The organism is Bacillus cereus group sp. BfR-BA-01380 (assembly GCF_022663535.1).
Taxonomy (GTDB): domain Bacteria; phylum Bacillota; class Bacilli; order Bacillales; family Bacillaceae_G; genus Bacillus_A; species Bacillus_A cereus_BB.
This window is the reverse complement of record NZ_JAKUFS010000009.1, coordinates 16,589-40,101: the sequence shown is the minus strand read 5'-3', so window position 1 is coordinate 40,101 and position 23,513 is coordinate 16,589. Positions and strand designations below refer to the sequence as shown.

Sequence of the window (23,513 nt, the reverse complement as noted above, 5' to 3'; positions counted from 1 at the left end):
TTTTAACTTTTATGTAGGAGAAAACTCCTTAATAAAAAATAGGCTGTGCCTTTATAAAGCACAACCTATTTTCATCGTGTTCTGGAGGACTGTTTCATACATGATACTCCTATGGCAAACACTTTTTATTTCGCTCTCCTACACAATACTATTTTGTGAAATATATGTATTATTTATGCTTTAATAAACTGGAAAATTGATAACAAAAAAAGGAATATGTATTTTCAATTACTTTTTATCATATTAAAAACATAGGAGGTGACACAATATGACAAACAATAATAGCGGAAGTCGTAACGAACTATTAGTTCACGGTGCTGAGAATGCAATTGATCAAATGAAATATGAAATCGCACAAGAATTTGGCGTGCAACTTGGTGCAGACGCAACCGCTCGTGCAAACGGTTCTGTTGGTGGTGAAATCACAAAACGTCTAGTAGCAATGGCTGAACAACAACTTGGCGGTGGAGTTCATCGTTAACTTTAAATATGTATGGATAAAAAGGAGAGACACAGCGTCTCTCCTTTTATAAAATTTAAATTTATTAATAAATAAAATGCTTCTATTATAAATTGAGTAATTTGCTTCATAGGTTGTATTATAAATGGAATTTAAAATAAAGATTGTTTTTCTATTCAGCCCACCTCAAATAAGATTGTAATTAGTAGAATCCAATTTCCTCTGGATAAAAGAAGACATATTTTTATCCACTATAGGAAAAAATTTATAATGTATAACTTTGCACATTGAATTTTATAAAAAGAAAAGGTGATAAAATGGAATTTTCTAATGAAAGTAATATTTATCATGCTGGAGATATTGTTTATATTTTTTATCGAAACCCCCACACTCAGGACGTAGCAAATATACAAGCTGCAGCAGTTGTCAATAATCCTGAGAGACCAAATGAATTAGCATTATTTCTTTATGAAACTTATTATCCACTAACAAATGAGATGGCTGTTTATTCTACTGAAGAAGAGGCAAACCAAGCCTATACCTACTATTATGGGGGTGTTTCAGAAGGGATGTTAGAATGAATAACCCGTTTATGCCTAAACTTGTATACTTTGAACCCAAAGCATTAGATTATCCATTAGGGAGAGAGCTTTATGAGAAATTTTCAAATATGGATGTTGAAATTCGTCATACTACTTCCCATAATCAAGTGAGAGACTTGCCAGGCGAAAACGATTTTCAAAAGTATCGAGTAGCAAAATCTACTCTTGTCGTTGGTGTTAGAAAAACACTGAAATTTGATACTTCAAAGCCTTCAGCAGAGTATGCTATTCCCTTTGCAACGGGGTGTATGGGACATTGTCATTATTGTTATTTACAGACAACGATGGGAAGTAAGCCGTATATCCGAACTTATGTAAATGTTGACGAAATTCTAGAAACTGCTGACAAATATATGGAGGCTCGCGTACCTGAATTGACAAGATTTGAAGCTTCGTGTACATCAGATATTGTAGGAATTGATCACTTAACTCATACTCTTAAACATGCAATTGAGCATTTTGGAGAATCTGAATATGGAAAGCTGAGATTTGTTACAAAATTTCATCATGTGGATCATTTGCTTGATGTAAAACATAATGGGAAAACAAGATTTCGGTTTAGTGTAAACGCTGATTACGTTATTAAAAACTTTGAGCCAGGTACTTCCCCGTTAGCTAAAAGAATTGAAGCAGCGGGAAAAGTAGCCAGAGCAGGATATCCGTTAGGGTTCATAGTGGCTCCTATCTATCTTCATGAAGGTTGGCAGGACGGTTACTATCATATGTTTGAACGTCTCGATGCTGAATTACCCCTTGATGTAAGAGATGATATTACATTTGAATTTATTCAACATCGTTTTACAAAGCCTGCTAAGAGGGTAATTGAAAAAAACTACCCTATGACAAAATTAGAATTAGATGAAGAGAGAAGAAGATATAAATGGGGGAAATATGGGATTGGTAAATATATTTATCAAAAAGAAGAAGAAGAAGATATAAAAAATCACCTTTATTCTTATATGAAAAAGTTCTTTCCAAATGCAAAATTGGAATATTTCACATAATGGGGTACAGCTGCATGCCCATCAAGCTAAGAAAAGCGAATACCCCAAAATGAGAAAATTGATATCTTTAGATGAAAATATACAATTTTTTTGTTTTGGGGGCGTTATAAAATTCTTAAGTTGATGGGTATGTAAGGTGACCCCTAATAAGAGTGACCGTAAACAGATTTCAGAGGATGGTATGCTTGTTATAGTCATAACTCTTAGTAAAACAGATAGAAAAATGATTTTTGATCCAGATATAATTTTTCGTGGATTTGTATACGTACGTGATTCGGAAGATTTTTTGAAGAAAATTAATCAATTAGCTGTAACAATCATTAATAATTTACAAAAAACAAATATTAACCAGTGGAACATTATTAAAAAAGAAATAAAAGAAACACTCGGACAATTTTTATATGAACATACAAAAAGAAAGCCAAGGATTCTTCTTATAATAATTGAAGTTTAAAATGCCCACTTTCCCCCTAAGTAGGAATTTATTTAAATTTGAATTAACAGTATCCTTATTAAACTATATCCATTTAGTTTAATAAGGATACTGTTGTAAATTCCTATATGATGTTAATAATATATTCGCTCTAAATAAGTAGAAAAATCTTTCTTTGTATGTGATGTGTTTATAAATGTTTAGTTAGTCTAACAAAGCTTCAAGTGAAAAATCCCAATTGGAGGGGAATTAGGGAAGTGTTTTATTTACAACCTTGCTAGGAAAGTTAAATTATCTTTATAAAACGTTTAGTTTAACTAATAAAGCTAGTAAAATTTGAAGAAGGATTTGAATATTTACTGCTATATCAGTATCTGTAGTAGTTACTGAAACATTTCTAGAATTTCTAATAATAGTACGTTGTTTATTAACTTGTGAAATAGCTGATTTTTGAAAAAGCTCTTGTGCAATTTTATCAGCTTTTTCGCTATCTGCGATAGATATGCTTAAAATAGCAATAATTGCTGCTTGTAATGAGGCTTGAATCGATAGTGCTACTTTTGTATCTGTTGTAGTAACTTGAACATCAGCGGAATCAACAATCGCTATATATTCTTCGGATAATTGATAAATTTTATTTTTTTGCTTAGCTTCTTCTGAAATTGTTGGATCGTAGAATGATGGATGAGGCTTTGAAGAATCTAGTGCGTTCCACTTTTTATCTTGGTTTGGATACCAAACTCCGGACATAAACTCTCTCCTTTTAGTCTAAAATATTATTAATTTGATTTTGTAATTCAGAAAAGATTTTTTTGATTTGTGCTTTTTTCTCTGAGGGTAATTTTTTTAGAGATGAATCTGTTATACCATTTCTATTTAAAATATCTGAAAGTACTATATTGAATGTTTCATTTTTTTGTTTTCCATCAAGTGTTGAAGAAATCATTTTTTTCAAATCATCCATTCCAATATCCCTCCAAATTGGGTTTAAATTATTAGTTAGTATTATCTAACTAGAATCATCATATGAAATATGAATAAATATGGTTTGGACAAATATCATTTAAAAAAAGTTTCTACAATATTTTTTAGTAAATAATGGCTTGTGTTGGTCTTAATAGCCGGACAAGATTATTTCACTTTTTTTCGGTACTCTGCATCTAGACAGTAAATCCGTTGACCACGGCAAGACTTTATCAATTTCTTCTTTATTGTTTAAGTTGTTCCGTTTGTATTTATAAGAGCCATTGCCTTTGTAATTAATACCTACTTATTAAAAGGAAAAGAAAATAAGAGAAACGGCACGTTTAATACAGGATTACTACGTAGTTTTTGGTTCAATACAATAATGTGGTTTGTGTGGAACCTTTTTGCGTTAGATATAAATCCTGAAGGGTCTTTAGTGGAGTGGTTAACTGAATTAATAGGATTATATTTTATCAACCCGTTGTGTATATTAGGATATGTGGTTCTTGTCATGATGTGGATATGGAGATTAGGGAAAAAACTACAAAAGAGTTGGACAGCTCGAAAGAAAAAAAGAAAATTAATTTGGATAAGATATGATAAGTGTATAGGAAAACAATCCAATATGTTACTGAATAATAAAGTTGTTGAAAAGTAATAAATTCATTTAGGGATAGCACTACATCACTATCAAGCTAAAAAGAATGGGTTACCCCAATACAATAAAAACGAGCAAAATGCACAAGTTTTTCGTTCTGGGGAGTATTATGGGATGTTAGCTTGATGGGCATGCGTCAGGACCCCTAAAAAGAGTAGAAAAAATCTACTCTTTTTTTGTTTCTCATATTAAATTTCGTTATAATAAGTCAAATTAGCGCTAAGTAGTAATGGAGGAGTTTCTATTGAACTTGTCAGAATTAGAACATACATTGAAAAAGAAAAAAGTAAATGCTTTTCTCGTTTATCAACAAGGTGAAATCGTTACAGAATATTATAAAACAGAGAAATGTGCACAAAGTGTATATAAAATTAATTCCATAACGAAAAGTATTGTCTCTATTCTAATTGGCATTGCAATTGAAAAAGGATTTATCCATAGTATTCATACCCCCATTGTAGAGTGGATTCCAAATATGCCAAAAGATAAGCAAATACTAACAATGTATCATTTATTAACGATGACAACGGGAGAGGACTGGAAAGAGTTTGGTGACGGTGTTATTTTCCCAAATGATTTCGTCGAGTCAAAAAACTGGATTGACTATATTCTTAATAAACCGATCACCAAGCAACCAGGGACAAAAATGAACTACAATTCTGGTTCTTCACATGTATTAAGTTACATTTTGCAACTGGCGACAGGGATGACAACAGCGGCGTTTGCTGAGAAATATTTATTTGAACCGTTACACATTACGAACTATGAATGGCAACAAGATCCACAGGGCATTTTTGTGGGTGGTTTTGGCGTAAAAATGAAACCAAAAGATATGCTGAAAATCGGTCTATTCTGTCTACAGAACGGTTATTGTAATGGACAGCAACTTGTGTCTTCAAACTGGATCGAACAATCGCATCAAAACCGATTTACTACCTATAATCATATTGGAGCATACGGATATCACTGGTGGGTGTTAGATAGAGAGACGTTCAACGTGCCATACCATACATATTTTGCGATGGGATACGGCGGGCAATATATTTTAATTGTGCCTCAATTAGAGCTCACTGCAGTTATTAGCAGTCAAATGCCTAAACGAGGATTAGTACCTCTCAAACTGTTTGTGAAATATTTACAAGAAATGCACTAAAAAGACAGGTTTTGTTCGTCCAATCATGTTGTAAAGCAACAAAACCGCTCACTGAATTTATACTACATACGATTTTAAAGCCATGATTTCTAGACTTCTGCAATGGAATAGGGTTTACCTTATATGACACTTACCAAGAAAATAACTTCTTTTCTTGGCATGCCGTTTTTTCTTATCTCGGAGTTTCTTTGAATGAAATGTTGATAAATGTTTCTGTTTTTGCATCAAACTCTACATCAACAAATACTCCAAATTCTTTTCCGCTCTTGTCACGCAACCATAACTTGAATTTTTCAACCGATACATTTACTGTTTTCGGTCTTCTTCCAATATGAAGATAATCGATAATATCAGCTTGCGGGTATTTTTCTTTCGTCTTTTGCACCGCAATTTTTCCCCATTTCGCATATGGAGGCTGCGCATGAACAGCAGAGAGAGGTTTATAAATAAATAAAACAATTGCAGCAAGACTGATACATATAAATAAACGAGTATATAACCGTGTCATATTAAAGCTCCTTTATAGCATTTTTTATCCCGCTATTTGTGGGAGTATTACTGCCCGCAAAAGTCCGATTGGTGAGGGCTAATAATTAGCGGGGGATGAAAAAAAACCACTGATTAAAGTTTCACTTTATAGTGTTTACACTTAGGCATATTCATATGAATATGCCTTTTTTTGTCTTTGTTACATAAAACCGCATTATTTACAAAAAATAACCTCGAAATCATCGTCATATTCAAAGGAGGTTGAACTATGCAGCGTAAAGCTTTCTTCAAAGTACCGCTTTTACTTATTACGGTGGCGATTACTTTGTTGGTAAGTAGTGTTCATGAAAAGCAGGTAGGGGCTTTTTCCAATCAAGTTATTCAAAAAGGAGCTTCTGGAGAAGATGTAATCGAACTACAATCAAGACTCAAATACATTGGGTTTTACACTGGGAAAGTAGATGGTGTCTTTGGTTGGGGTACATATTGGGCACTTCGAAATTTCCAGCAAAAATTTGGGTTAAAGGTTGACGGACTTGTTGGCACAGCAACAAAACAAAAGCTCGTAAAAGCTACCAAATATGAAAAGCAACCAAGTAACACAGCGAAAAATCAAGGTAATAAACCGTCACAAAATAATAAACCAGCACCAAATAAAGGCACAAATGTTCCGAATGGATACTCGCAAAACGACATTAAAATCTTGGCAAATGCTGTATATGGAGAATCGCGCGGTGAGCCTTATATCGGACAAGTTGCCGTTGCAGCAGTTATTTTAAATCGCGTTAGCAGTTCATCTTTTCCGAACACAGTCGCAGGCGTTATTTATGAACCGCGCGCCTTTACTGCTGTTGCAGACGGCCAGATCAATTTAACACCAAATGAAACAGCAAAAAAAGCCGTACTTGATGCAATTAACGGATGGGATCCATCTGGAGGAGCAATTTATTATTTCAATCCAGATACTGCAACAAGTAAATGGATTTGGAGCCGCCCACAAATTAAGAAAATTGGAAGACACATTTTTTGTCACTAGTTAGGAGGTGGATGAGATATGTTTAGAGGTTTACTTATTGTTTTATTAACAATTGGAGTTGTAGGCACAGGTTATTGGGGATATAAAGAGCACCAAGAAAAAAATGCGGTATTAATACACGCTGAGAATAACTACCAGCGGGCTTTCCATGATTTAGCCTATCAAGTCGATTTATTACATGACAAAATTGGGACAACATTAGCGATGAATTCACGCACATCATTATCACCTGCATTAGCCGATGTGTGGCGCATCACATCTCAAGCACATTCTGATATTGGCCAATTACCACTAACGTTACTCCCGTTTAATAAAACAGAAGAATTTCTATCAAATATCGGAGAATTTAGTTACCGTACAGCTATACGTGATTTAGATAAAGAACCATTGAATGACGGGGAATATAAAACACTCCAGCAACTATATAGTAATGCTGCAAATATTCAAGATGAACTGCGTAAAGTACAACATCTAGCCTTAAAAAATAATTTACGTTGGATGGATGTTGAGCTAGCGCTTGCTTCTAATAAAAATCCAGCCGATAACACGATTATAGACGGATTTAAAACAGTAGAAAAAAACAGTAACTCTTATTCACAAAGCCCTTTTGGACCAACGTTTACAAGTTTGCAAACAGCAAAAAAGGGTGAAACGCACATATCCGGTCCAAAAATTTCAAAAGAACAAGCAATAAATATCGCAAAATCTTTCCTTAGCTTGAAGGGATCTGAAACGATTTCTGCTGAAAAAAGCGGCAAGGGAGCAAAAGAAAAATTTTATAGCATTACAGTAAAAGACCCAAAGACAAATAGTGAAACGAATATGGACATTACTGAAAAAGGCGGCTTTCCAGTTTGGGTTATGAACAACCGTGAAGTAAAAGAACAAAAGATTAGCTTAAATGAAGCAGGAGAAAAGGGGCTTTCCTTTTTAAAACAAAATAAATTCAAAAATATGGAGTTATATGAAAGTTCACAATACGACTCTATCGGTGTTTTCACATTCGTAACGAATCGGGACAATGTGCGTATATATCCAGAATCCATTCAAATGAAAATTGCGCTTGATGACGGTTCGATTGTTGGTTTCTCTGCCAGAGACTATTTAGCTTCTCGTAAAGATATAAAAATCCCGAAACCAACACTATCGGTTTCGGATGCACGGAAGAAAATCAATCCTAATTTAAAAGTTATGGAAGAGCGTGAAGCAATCGTTGTAAATGACTTGCATAAAGAGGTACTATGTTATGAATTTTTAGGAACACTTGGAAAAGACACCTATCAAATCTTTATTAATGCCAATAGTGGTACCGAAGAAAAAGTGCAAAAACTGCAAAGTGTAGAACAAATTTTTGATTAATGAATAGGAGTGACACCTTTGAGGAAAACCTTATACTTTTGTATCTGTTTACTTCTATTAGCAAGTTGCAGTACAAAAAAGAATGATCATGCAGCTAATCCGAAACCAACTTCAAATACAAATCAATATACAACAAGAAACGTAACATATAAAGAAAATACGCGTAAAACAGAAGAAACAAAAGCTGATCATCTTGCAAACATTGCTTCAAACATACCTGGTGTAAGAGATGCAACGGCTGTTGTTCTTGGTAAGTATTCCATTGTTGGTATTGATGTAGGTGCTAAGTTAGACCGTACAAGAGTAGAAACAATTAAATACTCTGTTGCAGAGAGCTTAAAACATGATCCACAAGGTTCAAATGCAGTTGTAGTGGCCGATTTGGATACGTACGAGCGTTTAAAACAAATTGGAAAACGGATTAAAGAAGGAAAAGCTGGTGAAGGAATTCTCGATGAACTTGCGGCAATCGTAGGGCGTGCGATGCCACAAGTACCAAATGATTTATTAGAAAATAAACGGACCAATCCAGTTAAAGAAAACAATCAACAATTACCAAAAGACGAACAAAATGAATTAAAACAAGAACAAGTTGACCAATCGAATCAACATTTAAAACGATAAAACAAAATCTCCCTTTGGATTTGAGTATCTAGAGGGGGATTTTTTTGAGAATAATCAAGATATTTGATTTAAAAGTTTGATGAAATGAACTGATGAGTGGAAAATGTTTTGTTAAAAATTAAAAATATGAAGAGGTCATGAATGTAAAAATGAAGTTATAGTAGATGTTATAGATAGGTAATCTAATGTTTTTTCATTGAGAAAAAATTTTGGGTTTATGGAAAAACAGACAAGTTAGGAAAAATAATTAAAAAGATATGGGATTAATAATATAAGAATGACACCTACAACAGTCACGGATATAATTTTTATCAAATCCCTTTTTACTTTTTTATCCAAGAAAAGCACCTCCTAAATCATTTATTGTTACTTTGGGATAATTAAAGATCTGTTGTAATAAATGCTAACATAATTTTCTGGTAATTCCCATCGGTAATATTCATTTTAGTAGTTGAAAAAACTTGTTTATATAGATTTGGAAAAGGAAATTCGGTAACGATTATAAAAGTGTTAATTTTATTTTTACTAATACATATATTTAAGACTGAAAATTTCATTTATTCCTAAAAATAGTGTATGATTTTGTATGAAAGGAAACATACGTTTTATAACTGGGGGAATAAATGTAATGAAAATGAATCAATCTATTCAACTCGTTCCATATACAGAGAAATATAAAGAAGCTTTACAAACCTATACGTTACCTGAAGAACAAGTGCAATTTACTGCACATCCAATGGAACTTTTAGACATAGTAAAGCAGGATCCAACCCGAAATCCAATTGTTATTTTAGCTGATGAAAAGCCAGTAGGTATTTTTTCATTGCAATCAGGAAGTCGTGTGCAAGAATATACAACTAAAGAAAGCTCTTTGTTACTCACTTCATTTTCGATCAATTACACTGAACAAGGAAACGGATACGCAAAACGAGCGTTGCAACTGTTACCAAGTTATGTAGAATCATACTTTCCGAACATAGAAGAAATCGTTTTGGCAGTCAACGAAAGAAATATTTCAGCGCAAAAATTATATATAAAAGTTGGATTTGAAGACAGAGGACAACGCCGCATAGGAAAAATTGGACCGCAGCTGGTTTTAAATTTACCTTTAAAAAATTAACATGCAAGAGTTAGCGGAGGATCTTATGCAAATCAAATTAATACTTGCCGGTTATGGCACCGTTGGAAAAGAATTTGTAAAACTAATTCATGAAAAATCGTCATTTATTCAAAAAGAATTTGGATTAGAGTTAAACCTTGTTGGAATTATTGGACGCGATTTAAAGGTATATCATCCAGAGGGGCTTTACATTGATAGTTTACTTAAACAAGGCGAAGGGTCAGCAGCTTTACATAGATATATCGAACAACATCCGGTTTATAACGAAAACATGATGGGGCATGTTTTTATCGAGTCTACACCAACCAATCTTCAAAATGGAGAGCCTGGAAAAGAATATATATTAGAGGCAATAAAAAAAGGAATGGATATTGTCTCTATTTCCAAAGGAGCACTTGTTACATCGTTTAAAGAAATAGATAAAGCAGCTCGAGTTGCAAATGTACGCATTCGTTATAGCGGTGCAACAGCCGCTGCACTACCTACACTAGATATTGGTCAGTTTAGCCTAGCGGGATGCAAAATTGAGCGTGTTGAAGGCATCTTAAATGGGACAACAAATTACATTTTAACAAAAATGCATGAAGACAACACTTCATATGAAGAAGCATTGCAACAAGCGCAAAACAAAGGAATTGCTGAAACAAATCCTGTATTAGATGTAAGCGGAATGGATAGCGCATGTAAATTATTATTGCTATCGAATAGTTTATTACATACAGAATATACACTTGAAGATATAAGTATGAAAGGAATTGAAAACGTATCAAAACAAGATATCCAGAAAGCAAAAGAACAAGGAAAACAAATCAAACTACTAGCAAGAGCTTACATGGACGATGACGGTAAAGTTCAGCTAGAAGTACAACCATCTGCAGTAGACTCAAACCACTCACTCGCAAGTGTGACCGGAACCGAAAAAGGAATTACTTTTTATACAGACACGATGGGATCAGTGACTTCCATTGGCGGAGCTTCCAATCCAAGAGGAGCGGCAGCCGCAGCTTTAAAAGATGTGATCAATCTATATCGAAAAGACAATATATAATCTTACATACAATGATGAAACAAATCCCGCTTATTTATAAAAAGCGGGATTTGTCATTCCCTCATATAAAAGTAATAATCTATTGTCAATTATCGTCATGTTTTTTTATTTACTTTTTGGTATAAGTAGGATTAATATATTTTTTAAGTATGTATACAAAACAGAAAAATACTATTATGCTATAGAAGTTAGAAAACTGAAAGGGATTGAGAATTGTGAAAAAACTTGATGTACTGTTAATGGTGCTCAGCATCCTGTTTCCAGTTACAGGTATAATGAAACAAATGCCGCTACAATTATCATTATATATAGGCGGGTTATTGTTTTTAACTAGTTTTGGGAGTTATCATGCAAAACGAATGCATTCACGAATATGTAGCTGGATAGCTTACGCAGCATTTATCACACTCTTGCTGGCAATTTGGAATCAATACATAACAGTCGATTCTTTAATAGCAAACGCAAAAATTGCTGCATGTATTGCTGTAATCCCATTTTTATTCCGATTCCGTACATATGCCATTACGCTAGGATTACTCGCATTATGGGGCGCAATGCTTTGGGATATAAAACAAATTCAATCACTAGCAGTTCTTCAGCGATTGATGAACCTACTCACTTCAGAACGTTTGTATTTAGTTATTTTAGTGGCAGGTTTCTTACTCGGCGGATTGCTTGCAAACGCATTGCATCGTGATAATAGTAAGCAAGAAAAAACAAGCACATTTAAACAAAAAAAGAAGCGAATGAGACCTACATTTAAAATTCGCATTCCAAGTTTACCAAGATTAAAATTTAAAATGCTTAAGTTCGGTAAAAAATCTTCTAAACAGCGAGACACTCGTACGTATGAACGAAATCATCAAGAAACAGCACCAACTTACAGTGCAACGCCAACAGAGCAACATAATGATGTTGGAACAGCGCAAGGACAAACGAGAATGGAACGAAGAAGAAATCGTTATAATGCATAGAGAATGTTCTTGTATAACTATAAAAACCCGTAATGTCCGGATTTTAGGGCATTGCGGGTTTTTTCGCTATATAATAAACCTATTAAATATCAAAAATCCGAATAAGAAATAATTTAAAAGTACGTTTTTTGTTTAAAATTAGCCGTTGTTCAATCGGAGGGAATATTTTATAGTTATATATATAGAAAAAATTAACAACGGGAGGGCGTCATGAAAGATAATTATGTACTCTCCTTTTTACAACCGCAGCATCTCAATCTAGCCGAGATTGCATATAGCATAGAAAAAAGCGTCTACGATGATCCCCATGAAGCAATTATGAAGGCTCGTCTATTTGGAGAAGCTGTCACAAAAGAGATTTGGGATAAAGAAAACTTACAAAGTGTATATGAGATAAAGCATGTAGAACGCATACATAAGTTATTTCGTGAAGGAATTATCGATGAAACATTCCTTGGTTATTTTGATTTAATCCGTTCCATCGGCAATAAGGCTGCTCATGATGCCCAATACGGAAGTATGGTAGATTCAATCCGAATGTATCGAATTGTTTTTAAAATCGCAGTTTGGTTTATAGAGTCGTATGGCGATGTAAACTTTCAAGCTCCAAAATATCGAGATCCAGAGATGCCGCAAAAGACAGCCGAGGTTCATAACGATGAATTGACAGAACTATTAAGTAAAACAGTGGAAAAAGCTATTGAAACATCCATTCAAACAACGATACAAGAAGTATTCGGAATGATGCAGCAGCAAGAAATGCTTAATGTCGTTCTCAAAAATCAAGAAGAAACAAAAGTTGTTACTTCAAATGAAGAGAAAACGGAACCGGTACTTGATACAACTTTTGATTTAATTCCATACCTTCAAAAGTACAATTTAGATGTAATTGACAAACGTGAATTTGGAGGTACATTATGGGTGCTTGGCGGCTGGGAGTTAAATGCAATTTTGTTCCCATTAAAAGAGAAGAAAATATTCTTTCGTTATACGGCAAAAGGAAACCAGGTAACGAAAGGAAAAGCAGCTTGGTTTTTATTTGGTTCATACGTAACAAATGGAAAATCAAAAACGAAAACAAACAAGAAAAATGAAATAACATCCAAACAAGATGTACAGCAAGAGCAGGCAGGAACACCGCAATTTGATCTTATGACATATTTGAAAAAACAAAATGTTGAAGTGATAGATAAGCGCGATTGCGGCGGAGCATTATGGATCATCGGCGATTGGGAGCTTAACGAAATTTTATTCCCTCTAAAAGAATATAAAATTTATTTTCGCTATGTGGCGAAAGGGAATCGGACGACAAAGCATAAACCGGCTTGGTTTTTGATGGGAAAATAATGTAAAAAAAGCGTACCTCTTTATCATTAGACGTACGCTTTTTTATGTAAACGATGGTATACCTATTTTGTATATTTATTAGAGCTTTAATTTCATTGATTTCAAATAGTTTTTTTTACAATTCAAGGGGCTTTCTTTTTAATATAAGAAGAGGATTTTTTGGCTTATTAGATAATATAAACAACAATATAAACAAAGGAGTGGTCACTTTTGCAAAAAATAAAAATCCCTACGCTAAAAAAAGAATTAAAAGAATATAACCAGACCGAATTAATTACGTTAGTTGTTGATTTATTTAAGATGAATAAAGAAGTGCAACAATATTTATCTAGCAAATTTTTAGGTGATGAAGTAAACGAAGAATTACATAAACAATTGCGAAAGAAAATTGAAAATGAATTTTTCCCAGAGCGTAGTTTACCAAAATTAAGACTTGCTGATTTAGAAAAAATGATTCTCAGCTTTCAAAAAACAACAGAAGATCCGATTAGAACGATTGATTTAATGTTGTATTATGTAGAAATGGGTGTAGACTTTACAAGATCGTATGGAGATATAGGTACAAAATTTTATAATAAAATTTTATCTATGTTTGCAAAATTAGTAGATTTATGTGAAGAAGATGAGACCTATTATACACCCTATGCTGAGAGATTATCAGACCTTTTAAGTAATAGTATGGAAATCGCTTGGGGATTTCCTGAAGAATTAAGTGAGTTATATTATTGTATCCCTTGGCTAGAAGAGGAAGAGGAATAACATATAGGTTCTACCGATTACATGCTTAATAAAAAAACGTTCATAGAGGAGAAACGATGCTAAAACACTTACAAAAAGCAATCAATCATTTAACTGAAGGAGAAGCAAAAGAACTGCTTTTCAAGACACTTACACAACTTCATTCACTAGAAACAAAACTTAATAAGGAAGAGTTATCCTTACTTACAACTATACCGACAGAACTGATCGAACAGTACATACAAAAAACTGATATCACGAAAAGTAAACATGTTCATATCATTTTTGGTCAGTCCGCCGCAGGATCGCTAAAATACGCTTTTAAAAAAGCAAACATTCAAGAAGAGCATGTTTTGTGCTTTTCGGATACGTTTTCTGTTGGACCTCTTTTTCATTTAGATGAAGAAGTAGGGCAAGTCGCGCGTCAACAATGGCTTCAGGAGAAACTACTAATAGAAGGTTACTGTTACGAGGAATATTTGCCAGAAATGAAGGCCGCTTTAGAAAAATTACAAGCAATCCCGTCTCACGTTCCGATTACAATTTGGACAGGAAATAATGCGTATGAACATGTAGGGCTTATTTTTGTTTTATATGTATTAAAAGATATAACTCATAATGTGTATGTTATAAATACAGCTGATGGCTTCGATAAGTTGTTCCGCAAACCAAACTTAGATTACACTGTACGTCATACTGGAGAAATTGTTCCTGAAAAGTTAATAGCTATACGCGGGGCATACAAAGAGCAAAATCCTTTAACAAAAGAAGAGCGACAAGTACTTGAAAATGAATGGGAAACATTACGAGAAAAGCACACCGTTTTACGTATTTGGGAGAAGAATCGAGTTGTTTCTGTTTCAGAAGATTATATTGACCATTTTATCGTACAATGTGCTAGAAGTTTAGAAACTGATGGATATATAGATCAATTCTATAAGGCCGCCCGATTGGTCGGAGAAGTTTTAGGACATTTTGAACAATATGTAGGAGATTCTTTTATCGAATATCGTTTAAAAACATTAATACAGAAAGGGATTTTTCATATGACAGGATCTTTACACGCTATGAGATTTTATAGCGTACGATTAGCACAGCCAGAAAAATGATAGAGGACAAAAGGAAATGTATATGACAACATCTCCTTTTGTTCTTTTTTAATAAAAAGTAATATATAATTGCAATTTTCTAAACTTTTATAAAACCAAATGCGATATAATTATTAAACGCTTCGATTACCAAATATTTCTGAATCCAAAGATTGTAGAGAAATCTTCAAAAAAGAAATAAATGGTAGCTTTAGATCAAACAATAGATACACACTTTGAGGAGAGTAACAATGGTATATTTACGACAATTAATTTATTTTGGCTATCAACAAGCCCTTTCCTGCATTTTTCCTGTACTAATCTTTTTGACACTTGCTCTTTCGAAGGTGATCCATATTCCTGGTCTATACCGATATGATTTCATCTTACTCGTCTGCCTTCTCATTCAATACGGCATGTATAAAAGCGGGCTCGAAACAAAAGACGAGCTCAAAGTGATTACTGTTTTCCACCTTATTGGGTTGGCATTAGAAATATATAAAGTGCATCAAGGTTCTTGGGCTTATCCTGAGCAGGCGTGGACAAAAGTGATGGGAGTGCCGCTTTATAGCGGCTTCATGTATGCGAGCGTTGCGAGTTATATATGTCAGGCATGGCGCAGATTTCACTTGCAAGTAGAAGGATGGCCAAATGCGATATGGACGATGCTACTTGGAGCAATGATTTATTTTAACTTTTTCACACATCACTTTATGTATGATTTCCGCTGGGTTCTAACGGCTTTATTATTTGTAGTTTTTTTTCGTACTTATGTACATTTCTCTTTGCAAGAGGTCACATATAAAATGCCGCTTGTTCTTTCATTTTTTTTGATAGGTTTTTTTATTTGGATTGCAGAAAATATTGCAACTTTCTTTGGAGCGTGGCAATATCCTAATCAACATGGAACGTGGAAACTCGTTCACATTGGAAAGATTAGTTCATGGTTTTTACTCGTTGTCATTAGCATAATAATTGTGGCACAACTAAAACAAATTAAAATTAAAAAAAGCAAAAATCCCTCTAAAAGTATGTCTTCATCCTAAATAAAAGCGGGTGATTAGTCTTGAAAAGAAGAAGAAAAATAGCCTTTTTTATATGTATTGGAATAGTTATTTTTGGAATAGTGCTTGCTGCTAATAAAATGAGTCATGAAAATGATTTAGATTGTAGAGCGAGTGCTATTCAAATCAAAGCTGTTGTGGTAGATCATACGGATCAGCCGCTATCTGATGTAAAAGTGTATGAAGATTCAATTGCCAACAAAGAACGCGCTGTTACAAATTCAAAAGGGGAGTTTCAATTTTACTCCGGTGTTTGCGGTAAGATCACTTTACTATTTGTTACACCTGATGGAAAAATATACACAAAAAAATATGACAGGGAAGACGTACCTAACATCATAAAGTTAGAGTAGTAAGTCATATAGTTCAACAAAAAAGAGATGTACATTTATACATTTCTTTTTTTTGTTTCAATATAAAAGGCAATATTCAGGCGGAATTTTTTCAACTTTTATAAAAGTCAATACGTTATAATGGTCATTAGGTGCAATGGTCACCAAATATTTCTAAAGGTGGAGGTTATCGGTATGTCTTCAAATAACGAAATGAATCGTAACACATTGCCTGAGATCCAATTAACGTCGGCTGCCTTTAAACATGAAGCATATGACATTTACAAGGAGTTACGCGCATCGCACCCTGTTTATCAGGTATATCCTCATGCATGGCTTATTACAAGGTATGAAGATGCAGTAAGTTTATTAAAAGATGCACGTTTACTGAAGAATGCTAAAAATATATTTAGTAAAGAAGAGTTTGAAGCCTCTTTTACATTAGAAAATGGAGAATATTTGAGAAAACATATGTTGAGATCTGATCCACCTGACCATAGTCGCCTACGATCCCTTGTTCAAAAAGCGTTTACGCCGCAGATGATTCTACAGCTGAAAGGTAACATTCAAGCCATTGCTGATACTTTATTAGACAAAATAGAACATCAGCACACTATAAACCTCGTAAATGATTATGCTTTCCCACTTCCAATTATTGTGATTAGCGAGATGCTTGGTATCCCTCAAGAAGACCGAGATAAATTTAGAATTTGGTCACATGCGGTTATTGATTCTCTAGATACACCAGGAGCTATTCGAGAAACTGATAAAAAGTTAGGTGAATTCATTGATTATTTACGAGATTTAGTAGATAAAAAACGAGAAAACCCTTCAAACGATTTAGTAAGTGCATTAATACAAGCGGAAAGTGAAGGAACAAAATTAAGCGCCCAAGAATTATATTCAATGATTATGCTGCTTATCGTCGCTGGACACGAAACAACGGTCAATTTAATCACCAATATGACTCTAGCATTGCTTGAACATCCTGATCAATTGCTACTTCTACGGCAAAATCCAGATTTGATTGACTCAGCAATTGAGGAGTCATTACGATTTTACAGTCCAGTTGAAATATCGACTATGCGCTGGGCAGCAAAATCATTTACATTACATGGTCAAAATATTCAACCAAAAGATGCGGTTATTATTTCCATAGCTTCTGCGAACCGTGATGAAAAGATATTTCCAAATGCTGATATTTTTGATATTACAAGAAAAAATAACCGTCATATTGCCTTTGGTCATGGTATTCATTTCTGCCTTGGTGCACCGCTTGCTCGTTTAGAAGCGAAAATTGCAATTCCTACTTTATTACATCGTATGCCTAATCTTAAAATAAAAGGAAGAAGAGAAGACATAAAATGGAGTGGTAATTATTTGATGAGATCTTTAGAAGAATTACCATTATCTTTCTAGGCGAATGGATACGAAATAGTATGACACCTCTCAATGCTGTTCATACTAAACAAAAAAGGAGGTGTCATACTATGGCTCAAGATGTTCTTTGTGAAGTAAACAATTGCCAATATTGGGGAAATGGAAATAAGTGCAATGCTGAATCTATTTATGTAGTAAGTCATACAGGGAAAGAAGCATCTGATAGTAAAGAAACAGATTGCAAAACATTTATACCAGAAGTTTAAGTCTCTAAGGGTAGCCCAATGTTGGTTACCCTTGTCTTATGTGTATTATTGATAATAACAATCATTTTCATACTTTTTTTACATACAAAGAAAACAAAAATTTTTGCTGAACCTCTATATAACAAATAACCGAACTCATTTTAATCAATCTTTGTTCAAAATGAGTTCGGTTCCTTTTAGTTGAAATCAACATGTATATGATGCTTTTGATCCATCTTTATTCCAATCCAATAGCTAATTCGACCATCATGGGTACTAATGTCGCATCACAGGTTAGAAAACCACTGGTAGATTTGCAAGAGAACGGAATTTGCTATAGTTATAAATCAGTTGATCTGGTTCGATTGCTAAGCGAAGATTAGGAAACCGCTGTAACAATGTACCAAATGCAATTTGTCCTTCTAGACGCGCTAGCGGAGCTCCCAAACAGTGGTGGATACCAGTACCAAATGCTAAATGATTATTTTCCTTCCGTGTAATATTCAATGTCTCTGGAGAAGGGAATTTCTGCGGATCAATATTTGCGGCAGCTAGAGAGAACAGAACTAATTCGTCTTTGCGAATCTTTTTTCCATGTATTATCATATCTTCACCAGCAAAACGGTTAGCAATCATAATTGGACCAGCATAGCGCAATAGTTCGTCGACGGCGGAAGGGAGCAGGGAAGGATCGTGCCGCAGTAAATTCATTTGTTCAGGATGTTGAAGCAACGCCAGTACCCCATTACCGATTAGATTAACTGTCGTTTCATGTCCGGCGATAATGAGCAGCCAGATTGTCGAAAGAAGCTCGTTCTTACTCAATTTGTCTTCTTGCTCTTGCGCTTGAACTAGTGCGCTCATCAAATCATCATCAGGATTTAGGCGCTTTTCGTTCAGCAATACTTCGATGTAATGAATAAACTTTTCAAGTGTTGCAGTAACTGCAGTCACCTGACGAGGATCCAGAGCAGCGTTCATGAGTTCTTGTGTCCATTCGCGAAACTGGTTTCGATCAGCTGCAGGAATCCCGAGCATCTCTGAAATGACAATAAGAGGGAGTGGATAAGCAAAATCCACAATAATATCCATCTTTCCTTGTTCCTGTACAGCAGCCAACAATTCGTCGGCAATTTGCTGAATACGGGGACGAAGGTTCTCGATTATACGCGGTGTAAAGGCTTTAGAGACTAGCCGACGTAGGCGCGTATGATCAGGAGGATCTACCGTAAGCATATTTGGCATATTCATCATCCATTCAAACAGTTTACTCACAGATGTATTCTCCTCAATGGATGTCTGCTTATCATGGGACGGCGTGAATTTCCGCAAATCTTTGAGAAAACGGGGGTCTTTCAGTATAGTAACAACATCATCATAGTGCAATGCAACCCATGCCCCTCCCATGCCATAAAAGTCATCAAGGTAAAAAAGACGCTCTTGTTGCTCGATGAGGTTTTTATAGAACATAATCGGATTACGCATAGTTTCCGGCGAGTTAAAATCGCCAATAGTGATTTTTTTCATTCGTTTCCTCCTTGTCAGTATAACTAGTGAATAATATGGCGTTCATACTCCTCTTTAACGTACAGCTCTATGACCATAAAACGATTCATCTGATTCTTAGACGTAATCAAATGACTATATTTCTCTTCAAGAGCAAAGAAAACAATTCCTTCTTTTTCAACCTAAGTAGAAGAAAAAGCAAACACGTATCTTGGCTGAATCCCAATAAAGTGAAACTTCCATCAGTGGGGGTTTTCTTCATCCCCCACTGATGGTTAGTTGAACCAATAGGGCTTTTACGGGCAGTTATCCCCCACCTATCTTCTTCGTTTCTCTCTTAACCTTGAGGTGGGGGTCTTACTGCCCGTTAATGCGGGATAAATGTTTTCTCTTGACCTGAAATGCGTTTCATACATTATAACTAAGATGTTGCACATGAGAACGATATCATTTATCGCATATATAGAAACGAAAGTAGGAGACAGTGATGAAACTTATCGCAATTGATTTAGATGGAACTCTTCTTACATCAAAGAAAGTAATTAGTGAAGAAAATATAGCAGCTATTAAGGAGTGTCAAGAAAAAGGGCATGTTGTAGCTATTTGTACAGGGCGCTCTATGACAGATGTTCAAAAGCTTTTGGAAGAAACAAATTTACAATGTCCAATCATTGCAGAAAATGGTGCGATTTTGTATTTGGATAATGAAATGTTACAACGATATCCAATTACAAATGGACATGCAGAAGAAATCGTTGATTATTTAGAAGAAAAAAATATATCTTACCAATTGTATACAGATCAAGGTGTATATATCCCAGAATACGGAGAAAAAATCATTCAACTTGAGATGGATTTTATCATTAACTCGGATATGCATGCTGATGAAGAAGAACTGAAACAAATCGCAGCACTATATTTACAGCATACTGAAACGAAAAGAATCGAAAGTTGCAAACCACTATTTTCAGAGCCAGTTCATATTCATAAAATTCTCCCATTCTCGTATCAAAGGGAAAAATTAAAGCTATTAAAGAAGCAATTCATAGATAACGAGGAGCTATCGATTACGGCATCTTACTGGCACAATCTAGAAATAAATCATATTCATGCTCAAAAAGGGAACGGTTTATATACACTAGCAAATCATTTAGGAATATTAAAAGAACATACCATTGCAATCGGTGATGGTTTAAATGATATGTCTATGATGGAAAAGGCAAATATATCAATTGCAATGGGGAATGCAGTGGAAGAGATTCAAGCACTTTGTCGTTACAAAACACTTTCAAATGATAATCACGGTGTTGCTCATGCACTTCGCCATTATGTTATAGGATGAACTTATTTTGCTATTTAGACCACGGCCTAAAAGTGTTGAAGAAGCAAAGAAGATATGAGCAGAAAATTGTTCTTATACGTTCGATTATTTAAACTTCATACTATATAAATACAAATAAAAAACCGCCATAAAAACCCTCTTTCTTTTTAGGCGGGCGAAGGCATCTGGCCATGCATAGAAGCGGTCAGGGTTTTTCTACCACATGCAAGGTTTAAAACAAAAGGAGAAAGCAGGGAGTGCAGGTCATGTTGTATTCTGCATAGCAGCGACTTATAAAGAAAAGCGGAGCCGACTGTTTAGGCCTGTTGGCTAAGGTTCTTTCACACAGAAGGTGTTTTTTACCTTCTTGTGTGGAAGGTTCTTAGACATGAGGGCCTAGGAGGCAGAGATAGACAAAGATGTCGAAAAGTTAAAATGAATATATTGTGAAACGTGCAAAAAAGAACAAATTATGTCGAGATTTGTTCTTTTTTGCGTATTTTTATCCACTTTTCTTCTCTATCGTATTGAAAAATAAAAAAATTCCTAAATCACACTATTTTTCTATGTACCTTGATGAATTTAATTCGTATAATGGAAAAGTTGAGTAAATTTACAAATTAAACACAATTGAAAAATCAACATATACATGTGAATTACAGATATAGGAGTTGGCGGATATGTATCGGCTTACAGAACTTATTGATATACAAGAAATACAAACAATGGCAGAACAATTTTATTTTTTAACACATATTTCACATCAGCTTCTTGATTGCGATCAAGAGGCAATATTTCATTACGGCACACAGTCCAATGATACACATTTACATACAAAAATTCATATCCCGATTATAATCAATGAACACGCGATTGGTGATTTTATCATTTTTTCTCCACAAGATCATATTGATTCTTGTACAATATATTTCAATTCTCTTGTAGCACTTATGACCAATATAGGAATGAATAAATTGCAACAACTTCAAGAGAAGCGATCAATACCTACCGAAAATTTATATACTATTTTACAAAACATGCCTGTGATGGTTGATGCATTTGCTGAAGAAGGTACGTTTTCGATATGGAATCGAGAATGTGAACTCGTAACAGGGTATAGTGCAGCTGAAATTATTAACAATCCTCACGCATTAGAACTGCTTTATCCTGATGAAGGATATCGAAATCAAGCGCTACATGAATTTTCCGTTTGTGGTAAAAACTTTCGTGATTGGGAAATGACGCTTACTTGTAAAAATGGTGATAAGAAAACGATTATGTGGTCAAACCTATCAGAAGAATTCCCTGTCCCTGGATATAGCCACTGGGCAATTGGCGTGGACATTACACATCGAAAAAAGATTGAAGAAGAGCTCATCCAAAAATCCTCAGAGTTAGAATTAATCTTTAAAGCACTTCCAGATTTATGCTTTTTAATAAATCTGGATGGAACAATTTTTGATTATAAGGCTGGGTGTTCAGAGAAATTTTATATGCATACTGAACAATTTATGGGTAAAAGGTTTCAAGATGTTTTACCTTCTGATGCTGCCGAGCAGTTACATGAAGCAATTATAAAAGTACAAGAAAACAATTCTATAGAAGTTGTAGACTACTCCTTACCGATGCATGATAGTGTGTATTATTTTGAAGCACGATGTTTACCGCTTTTAACAGATAAAATTATGATTCTTGTTCGTGATATTACAGAACGAAAAAAGACAGCTGAACTATTGAATAAATCAGATACATTAGCCGCAGTTAGTCAACTTGCTGCAGGAGTTGCGCATGAAGTACGAAACCCTTTAACTGTTATTAAAGGATTTATACAATTATTACAAACTCAAATAACATGTGATACGCAGTATTTTCAACTTATGCTTTCTGAAATTGAACGTATTGAATCTATCATTCATGAATTTTTATCGATTGCTAAACCTGAGGTTATTCCTTTTGAAAAGAAGAACATTTTCCTTATATTAGAAAATGTTGTGTCGTTAATTAACACAAAGGCTATTATGACAAATATTCATATCACATTCCAAACAGATCCTGACGCCCTGTATATTGATTGTTGCGAAAATCAATTAAAGCAAGTTTTTATCAACATTTTACAAAATTCTATTGAAGCAATGCCAAATGGAGGAGAAATCGTAATTACTACTAAGAAAGTGAATGACAATGAGGTAGTAATTTGTATTTCAGATGAGGGAATCGGTATTCCAGAAGAAAGGATTATAAAACTCGGAGAACCTTTTTACAGCACAAAAGAAAAAGGAACAGGTATTGGCTTAATGATTAGTTATAAAATTATTGAAAGTCATCAAGGTAGAATTCATATAACGAGTAAAGTTGGGGCAGGGACTTCGGTAGTAATTCACTTACCAATTTCTCAAACCAATTCATTGAAAAACGAACAGAAAACTTTTTAGATGCGAGAGAGGGTCTGGCCATGCATAGAAGCGGTCAGACCCTTTTTCTGTCCCATGCAAAGGTAAAATAAAGAGAGAAAATGAGTGCAGGGCACTTCTGCATATACGTTTTATCCAGTAAACTGAACTGCCCT

General features: G+C 34.4%; 24 protein-coding genes and 1 pseudogene. 21 read left to right on the top strand and 4 right to left on the bottom strand.

Annotated features, from left to right (window positions below; genetic code table 11):
• The first annotated feature begins 268 nt into the window (after positions 1-268).
• The 4 genes and pseudogenes from MR076_RS10660 to MR076_RS10645 form a co-directional block, all read left to right on the top strand.
• Positions 269-481: an alpha/beta-type small acid-soluble spore protein gene (locus MR076_RS10660; RefSeq protein ID WP_098916878.1), complete on the top strand. Its 213-nt coding sequence runs from the start codon at positions 269-271 to the stop codon at positions 479-481.
• A gap of 296 nt (positions 482-777) precedes the next feature.
• On the top strand, positions 778-1,041 hold the full coding sequence (locus tag MR076_RS10655; protein ID WP_035431117.1) for a transcriptional regulator SplA domain-containing protein: 264 nt from the start codon (positions 778-780) through the stop codon (positions 1,039-1,041).
• Positions 1,038-2,066, top strand: coding sequence for a spore photoproduct lyase (gene splB, locus MR076_RS10650; protein ID WP_242220457.1), 1,029 nt, complete (start codon positions 1,038-1,040; stop codon positions 2,064-2,066). The genes MR076_RS10655 and splB overlap by 4 nt, the downstream gene beginning before the upstream one ends.
• Before the next feature lie 154 nt (positions 2,067-2,220).
• Positions 2,221-2,520: pseudogene (locus MR076_RS10645) on the top strand (ribonuclease J); the annotation flags it as partial.
• Between the two features lie 276 nt (positions 2,521-2,796).
• Here the strand turns inward: MR076_RS10645 and MR076_RS10640 are convergent.
• Both MR076_RS10640 and MR076_RS10635 read right to left on the bottom strand, forming a co-directional pair.
• Positions 2,797-3,249, bottom strand: coding sequence for a spore coat protein (locus MR076_RS10640; RefSeq protein ID WP_242220456.1), 453 nt, complete (start codon positions 3,247-3,249; stop codon positions 2,797-2,799).
• 13 nt (positions 3,250-3,262) lie between these two features.
• Entirely contained in the window at positions 3,263-3,463 is a 201-nt protein-coding gene (locus MR076_RS10635; RefSeq protein ID WP_035431128.1) for a hypothetical protein, read from the bottom strand.
• Positions 3,464-3,901: 438 nt separating this feature from the next.
• Here MR076_RS10635 and MR076_RS10630 point away from each other — a divergent pair, with 438 nt between their 5' ends.
• Complete coding sequence (locus tag MR076_RS10630) at positions 3,902-4,123, top strand: hypothetical protein (protein WP_242220455.1); 222 nt, start codon at positions 3,902-3,904, stop codon at positions 4,121-4,123.
• Between the two features lie 244 nt (positions 4,124-4,367).
• Positions 4,368-5,276, top strand: a complete 909-nt coding sequence (locus tag MR076_RS10625; protein ID WP_396021692.1) for a serine hydrolase domain-containing protein — start codon at positions 4,368-4,370, stop codon at positions 5,274-5,276.
• A 172-nt stretch (positions 5,277-5,448) separates the two neighbouring features.
• On the opposite strand, the gene MR076_RS10620 is transcribed toward MR076_RS10625, so the two are convergent.
• Positions 5,449-5,784 (bottom strand): YqzG/YhdC family protein, encoded by a 336-nt coding sequence (locus MR076_RS10620; protein WP_242220453.1) that lies wholly within the window; start codon positions 5,782-5,784, stop codon positions 5,449-5,451.
• A gap of 249 nt (positions 5,785-6,033) precedes the next feature.
• Between MR076_RS10620 and sleB the strand changes: the two genes are divergently transcribed.
• From sleB to MR076_RS10555, 13 genes are all read left to right on the top strand, one after another.
• Positions 6,034-6,801 (top strand): spore cortex-lytic enzyme, encoded by a 768-nt coding sequence (gene sleB, locus MR076_RS10615; protein ID WP_242220452.1) that lies wholly within the window; start codon positions 6,034-6,036, stop codon positions 6,799-6,801.
• Positions 6,802-6,819: 18 nt separating this feature from the next.
• Positions 6,820-8,160, top strand: coding sequence for a germination protein YpeB (gene ypeB, locus MR076_RS10610; RefSeq protein WP_242220451.1), 1,341 nt, complete (start codon positions 6,820-6,822; stop codon positions 8,158-8,160).
• 18 nt (positions 8,161-8,178) lie between these two features.
• The gene (locus tag MR076_RS10605) at positions 8,179-8,784 is read left to right on the top strand and encodes a YhcN/YlaJ family sporulation lipoprotein (RefSeq protein ID WP_242220450.1); all 606 of its coding nucleotides are present in this window, start codon (positions 8,179-8,181) and stop codon (positions 8,782-8,784) included.
• A gap of 628 nt (positions 8,785-9,412) precedes the next feature.
• The gene (locus tag MR076_RS10600) at positions 9,413-9,904 is read left to right on the top strand and encodes a GNAT family N-acetyltransferase (RefSeq protein ID WP_396021691.1); all 492 of its coding nucleotides are present in this window, start codon (positions 9,413-9,415) and stop codon (positions 9,902-9,904) included.
• A 25-nt stretch (positions 9,905-9,929) separates the two neighbouring features.
• Positions 9,930-10,952 (top strand): homoserine dehydrogenase, encoded by a 1,023-nt coding sequence (locus MR076_RS10595; protein WP_242220449.1) that lies wholly within the window; start codon positions 9,930-9,932, stop codon positions 10,950-10,952.
• 215 nt (positions 10,953-11,167) lie between these two features.
• Positions 11,168-11,926, top strand: a complete 759-nt coding sequence (locus MR076_RS10590; RefSeq protein ID WP_242220448.1) for a DUF3959 family protein — start codon at positions 11,168-11,170, stop codon at positions 11,924-11,926.
• 210 nt (positions 11,927-12,136) lie between these two features.
• A complete protein-coding gene (locus MR076_RS10585) occupies positions 12,137-13,273 on the top strand; it encodes a DUF4145 domain-containing protein (RefSeq protein ID WP_242220447.1) in 1,137 nt (378 codons plus the stop codon).
• 210 nt (positions 13,274-13,483) lie between these two features.
• Entirely contained in the window at positions 13,484-14,032 is a 549-nt protein-coding gene (locus MR076_RS10580; RefSeq protein WP_242220446.1) for a DUF6155 family protein, read from the top strand.
• Positions 14,033-14,088: 56 nt separating this feature from the next.
• Complete coding sequence (locus MR076_RS10575; protein ID WP_242220445.1) at positions 14,089-15,120, top strand: DUF1835 domain-containing protein; 1,032 nt, start codon at positions 14,089-14,091, stop codon at positions 15,118-15,120.
• 230 nt (positions 15,121-15,350) lie between these two features.
• Positions 15,351-16,145, top strand: coding sequence for a DUF817 domain-containing protein (locus tag MR076_RS10570; RefSeq protein WP_242220444.1), 795 nt, complete (start codon positions 15,351-15,353; stop codon positions 16,143-16,145).
• Positions 16,146-16,165: 20 nt separating this feature from the next.
• Positions 16,166-16,516, top strand: coding sequence for a hypothetical protein (locus MR076_RS10565; RefSeq protein ID WP_242220443.1), 351 nt, complete (start codon positions 16,166-16,168; stop codon positions 16,514-16,516).
• A 174-nt stretch (positions 16,517-16,690) separates the two neighbouring features.
• A complete protein-coding gene (locus MR076_RS10560; RefSeq protein WP_242220442.1) occupies positions 16,691-17,914 on the top strand; it encodes a cytochrome P450 family protein in 1,224 nt (407 codons plus the stop codon).
• Positions 17,915-17,985: 71 nt separating this feature from the next.
• Complete coding sequence (locus MR076_RS10555; RefSeq protein ID WP_242220441.1) at positions 17,986-18,141, top strand: DUF1540 domain-containing protein; 156 nt, start codon at positions 17,986-17,988, stop codon at positions 18,139-18,141.
• A gap of 273 nt (positions 18,142-18,414) precedes the next feature.
• Here the strand turns inward: MR076_RS10555 and MR076_RS10550 are convergent, their stop codons facing one another.
• Positions 18,415-19,647, bottom strand: a complete 1,233-nt coding sequence (locus MR076_RS10550) for a cytochrome P450 family protein (protein ID WP_242220440.1) — start codon at positions 19,645-19,647, stop codon at positions 18,415-18,417.
• Positions 19,648-20,113: 466 nt separating this feature from the next.
• On the opposite strand from MR076_RS10550, the gene MR076_RS10545 reads away from it, so the two are divergent.
• Positions 20,114-20,968: a Cof-type HAD-IIB family hydrolase gene (locus MR076_RS10545; RefSeq protein ID WP_242220439.1), complete on the top strand. Its 855-nt coding sequence runs from the start codon at positions 20,114-20,116 to the stop codon at positions 20,966-20,968.
• Positions 20,969-21,627: 659 nt separating this feature from the next.
• Complete coding sequence (locus tag MR076_RS10540; RefSeq protein WP_242220438.1) at positions 21,628-23,379, top strand: PAS domain-containing sensor histidine kinase; 1,752 nt, start codon at positions 21,628-21,630, stop codon at positions 23,377-23,379.
• Positions 23,380-23,513 lie beyond the last annotated feature (134 nt).

What these genes read in the sequence shown, in the direction of transcription:
- MR076_RS10660 (WP_098916878.1), top strand. Translation starts at nt 269, where the DNA reads ATGACAAACAATAATAGCGGAAGTCGTAACGAACTATTAGTTCACGGT.
- MR076_RS10655 (WP_035431117.1), top strand. Translation starts at nt 778, where the DNA reads ATGGAATTTTCTAATGAAAGTAATATTTATCATGCTGGAGATATTGTT.
- splB (WP_242220457.1), top strand. Translation starts at nt 1,038, where the DNA reads ATGAATAACCCGTTTATGCCTAAACTTGTATACTTTGAACCCAAAGCA.
- MR076_RS10640 (WP_242220456.1), bottom strand. Translation starts at nt 3,249, where the DNA reads ATGTCCGGAGTTTGGTATCCAAACCAAGATAAAAAGTGGAACGCACTA.
- MR076_RS10635 (WP_035431128.1), bottom strand. Translation starts at nt 3,463, where the DNA reads ATGGATGATTTGAAAAAAATGATTTCTTCAACACTTGATGGAAAACAA.
- MR076_RS10620 (WP_242220453.1), bottom strand. Translation starts at nt 5,784, where the DNA reads ATGACACGGTTATATACTCGTTTATTTATATGTATCAGTCTTGCTGCA.
- sleB (WP_242220452.1), top strand. Translation starts at nt 6,034, where the DNA reads ATGCAGCGTAAAGCTTTCTTCAAAGTACCGCTTTTACTTATTACGGTG.
- ypeB (WP_242220451.1), top strand. Translation starts at nt 6,820, where the DNA reads ATGTTTAGAGGTTTACTTATTGTTTTATTAACAATTGGAGTTGTAGGC.
- MR076_RS10600 (WP_396021691.1), top strand. Translation starts at nt 9,413, where the DNA reads ATGAAAATGAATCAATCTATTCAACTCGTTCCATATACAGAGAAATAT.
- MR076_RS10595 (WP_242220449.1), top strand. Translation starts at nt 9,930, where the DNA reads ATGCAAATCAAATTAATACTTGCCGGTTATGGCACCGTTGGAAAAGAA.
- MR076_RS10585 (WP_242220447.1), top strand. Translation starts at nt 12,137, where the DNA reads ATGAAAGATAATTATGTACTCTCCTTTTTACAACCGCAGCATCTCAAT.
- MR076_RS10575 (WP_242220445.1), top strand. Translation starts at nt 14,089, where the DNA reads ATGCTAAAACACTTACAAAAAGCAATCAATCATTTAACTGAAGGAGAA.
- MR076_RS10570 (WP_242220444.1), top strand. Translation starts at nt 15,351, where the DNA reads ATGGTATATTTACGACAATTAATTTATTTTGGCTATCAACAAGCCCTT.
- MR076_RS10560 (WP_242220442.1), top strand. Translation starts at nt 16,691, where the DNA reads ATGTCTTCAAATAACGAAATGAATCGTAACACATTGCCTGAGATCCAA.
- MR076_RS10555 (WP_242220441.1), top strand. Translation starts at nt 17,986, where the DNA reads ATGGCTCAAGATGTTCTTTGTGAAGTAAACAATTGCCAATATTGGGGA.
- MR076_RS10550 (WP_242220440.1), bottom strand. Translation starts at nt 19,647, where the DNA reads ATGAAAAAAATCACTATTGGCGATTTTAACTCGCCGGAAACTATGCGT.
- MR076_RS10545 (WP_242220439.1), top strand. Translation starts at nt 20,114, where the DNA reads ATGAAACTTATCGCAATTGATTTAGATGGAACTCTTCTTACATCAAAG.
- MR076_RS10540 (WP_242220438.1), top strand. Translation starts at nt 21,628, where the DNA reads ATGTATCGGCTTACAGAACTTATTGATATACAAGAAATACAAACAATG.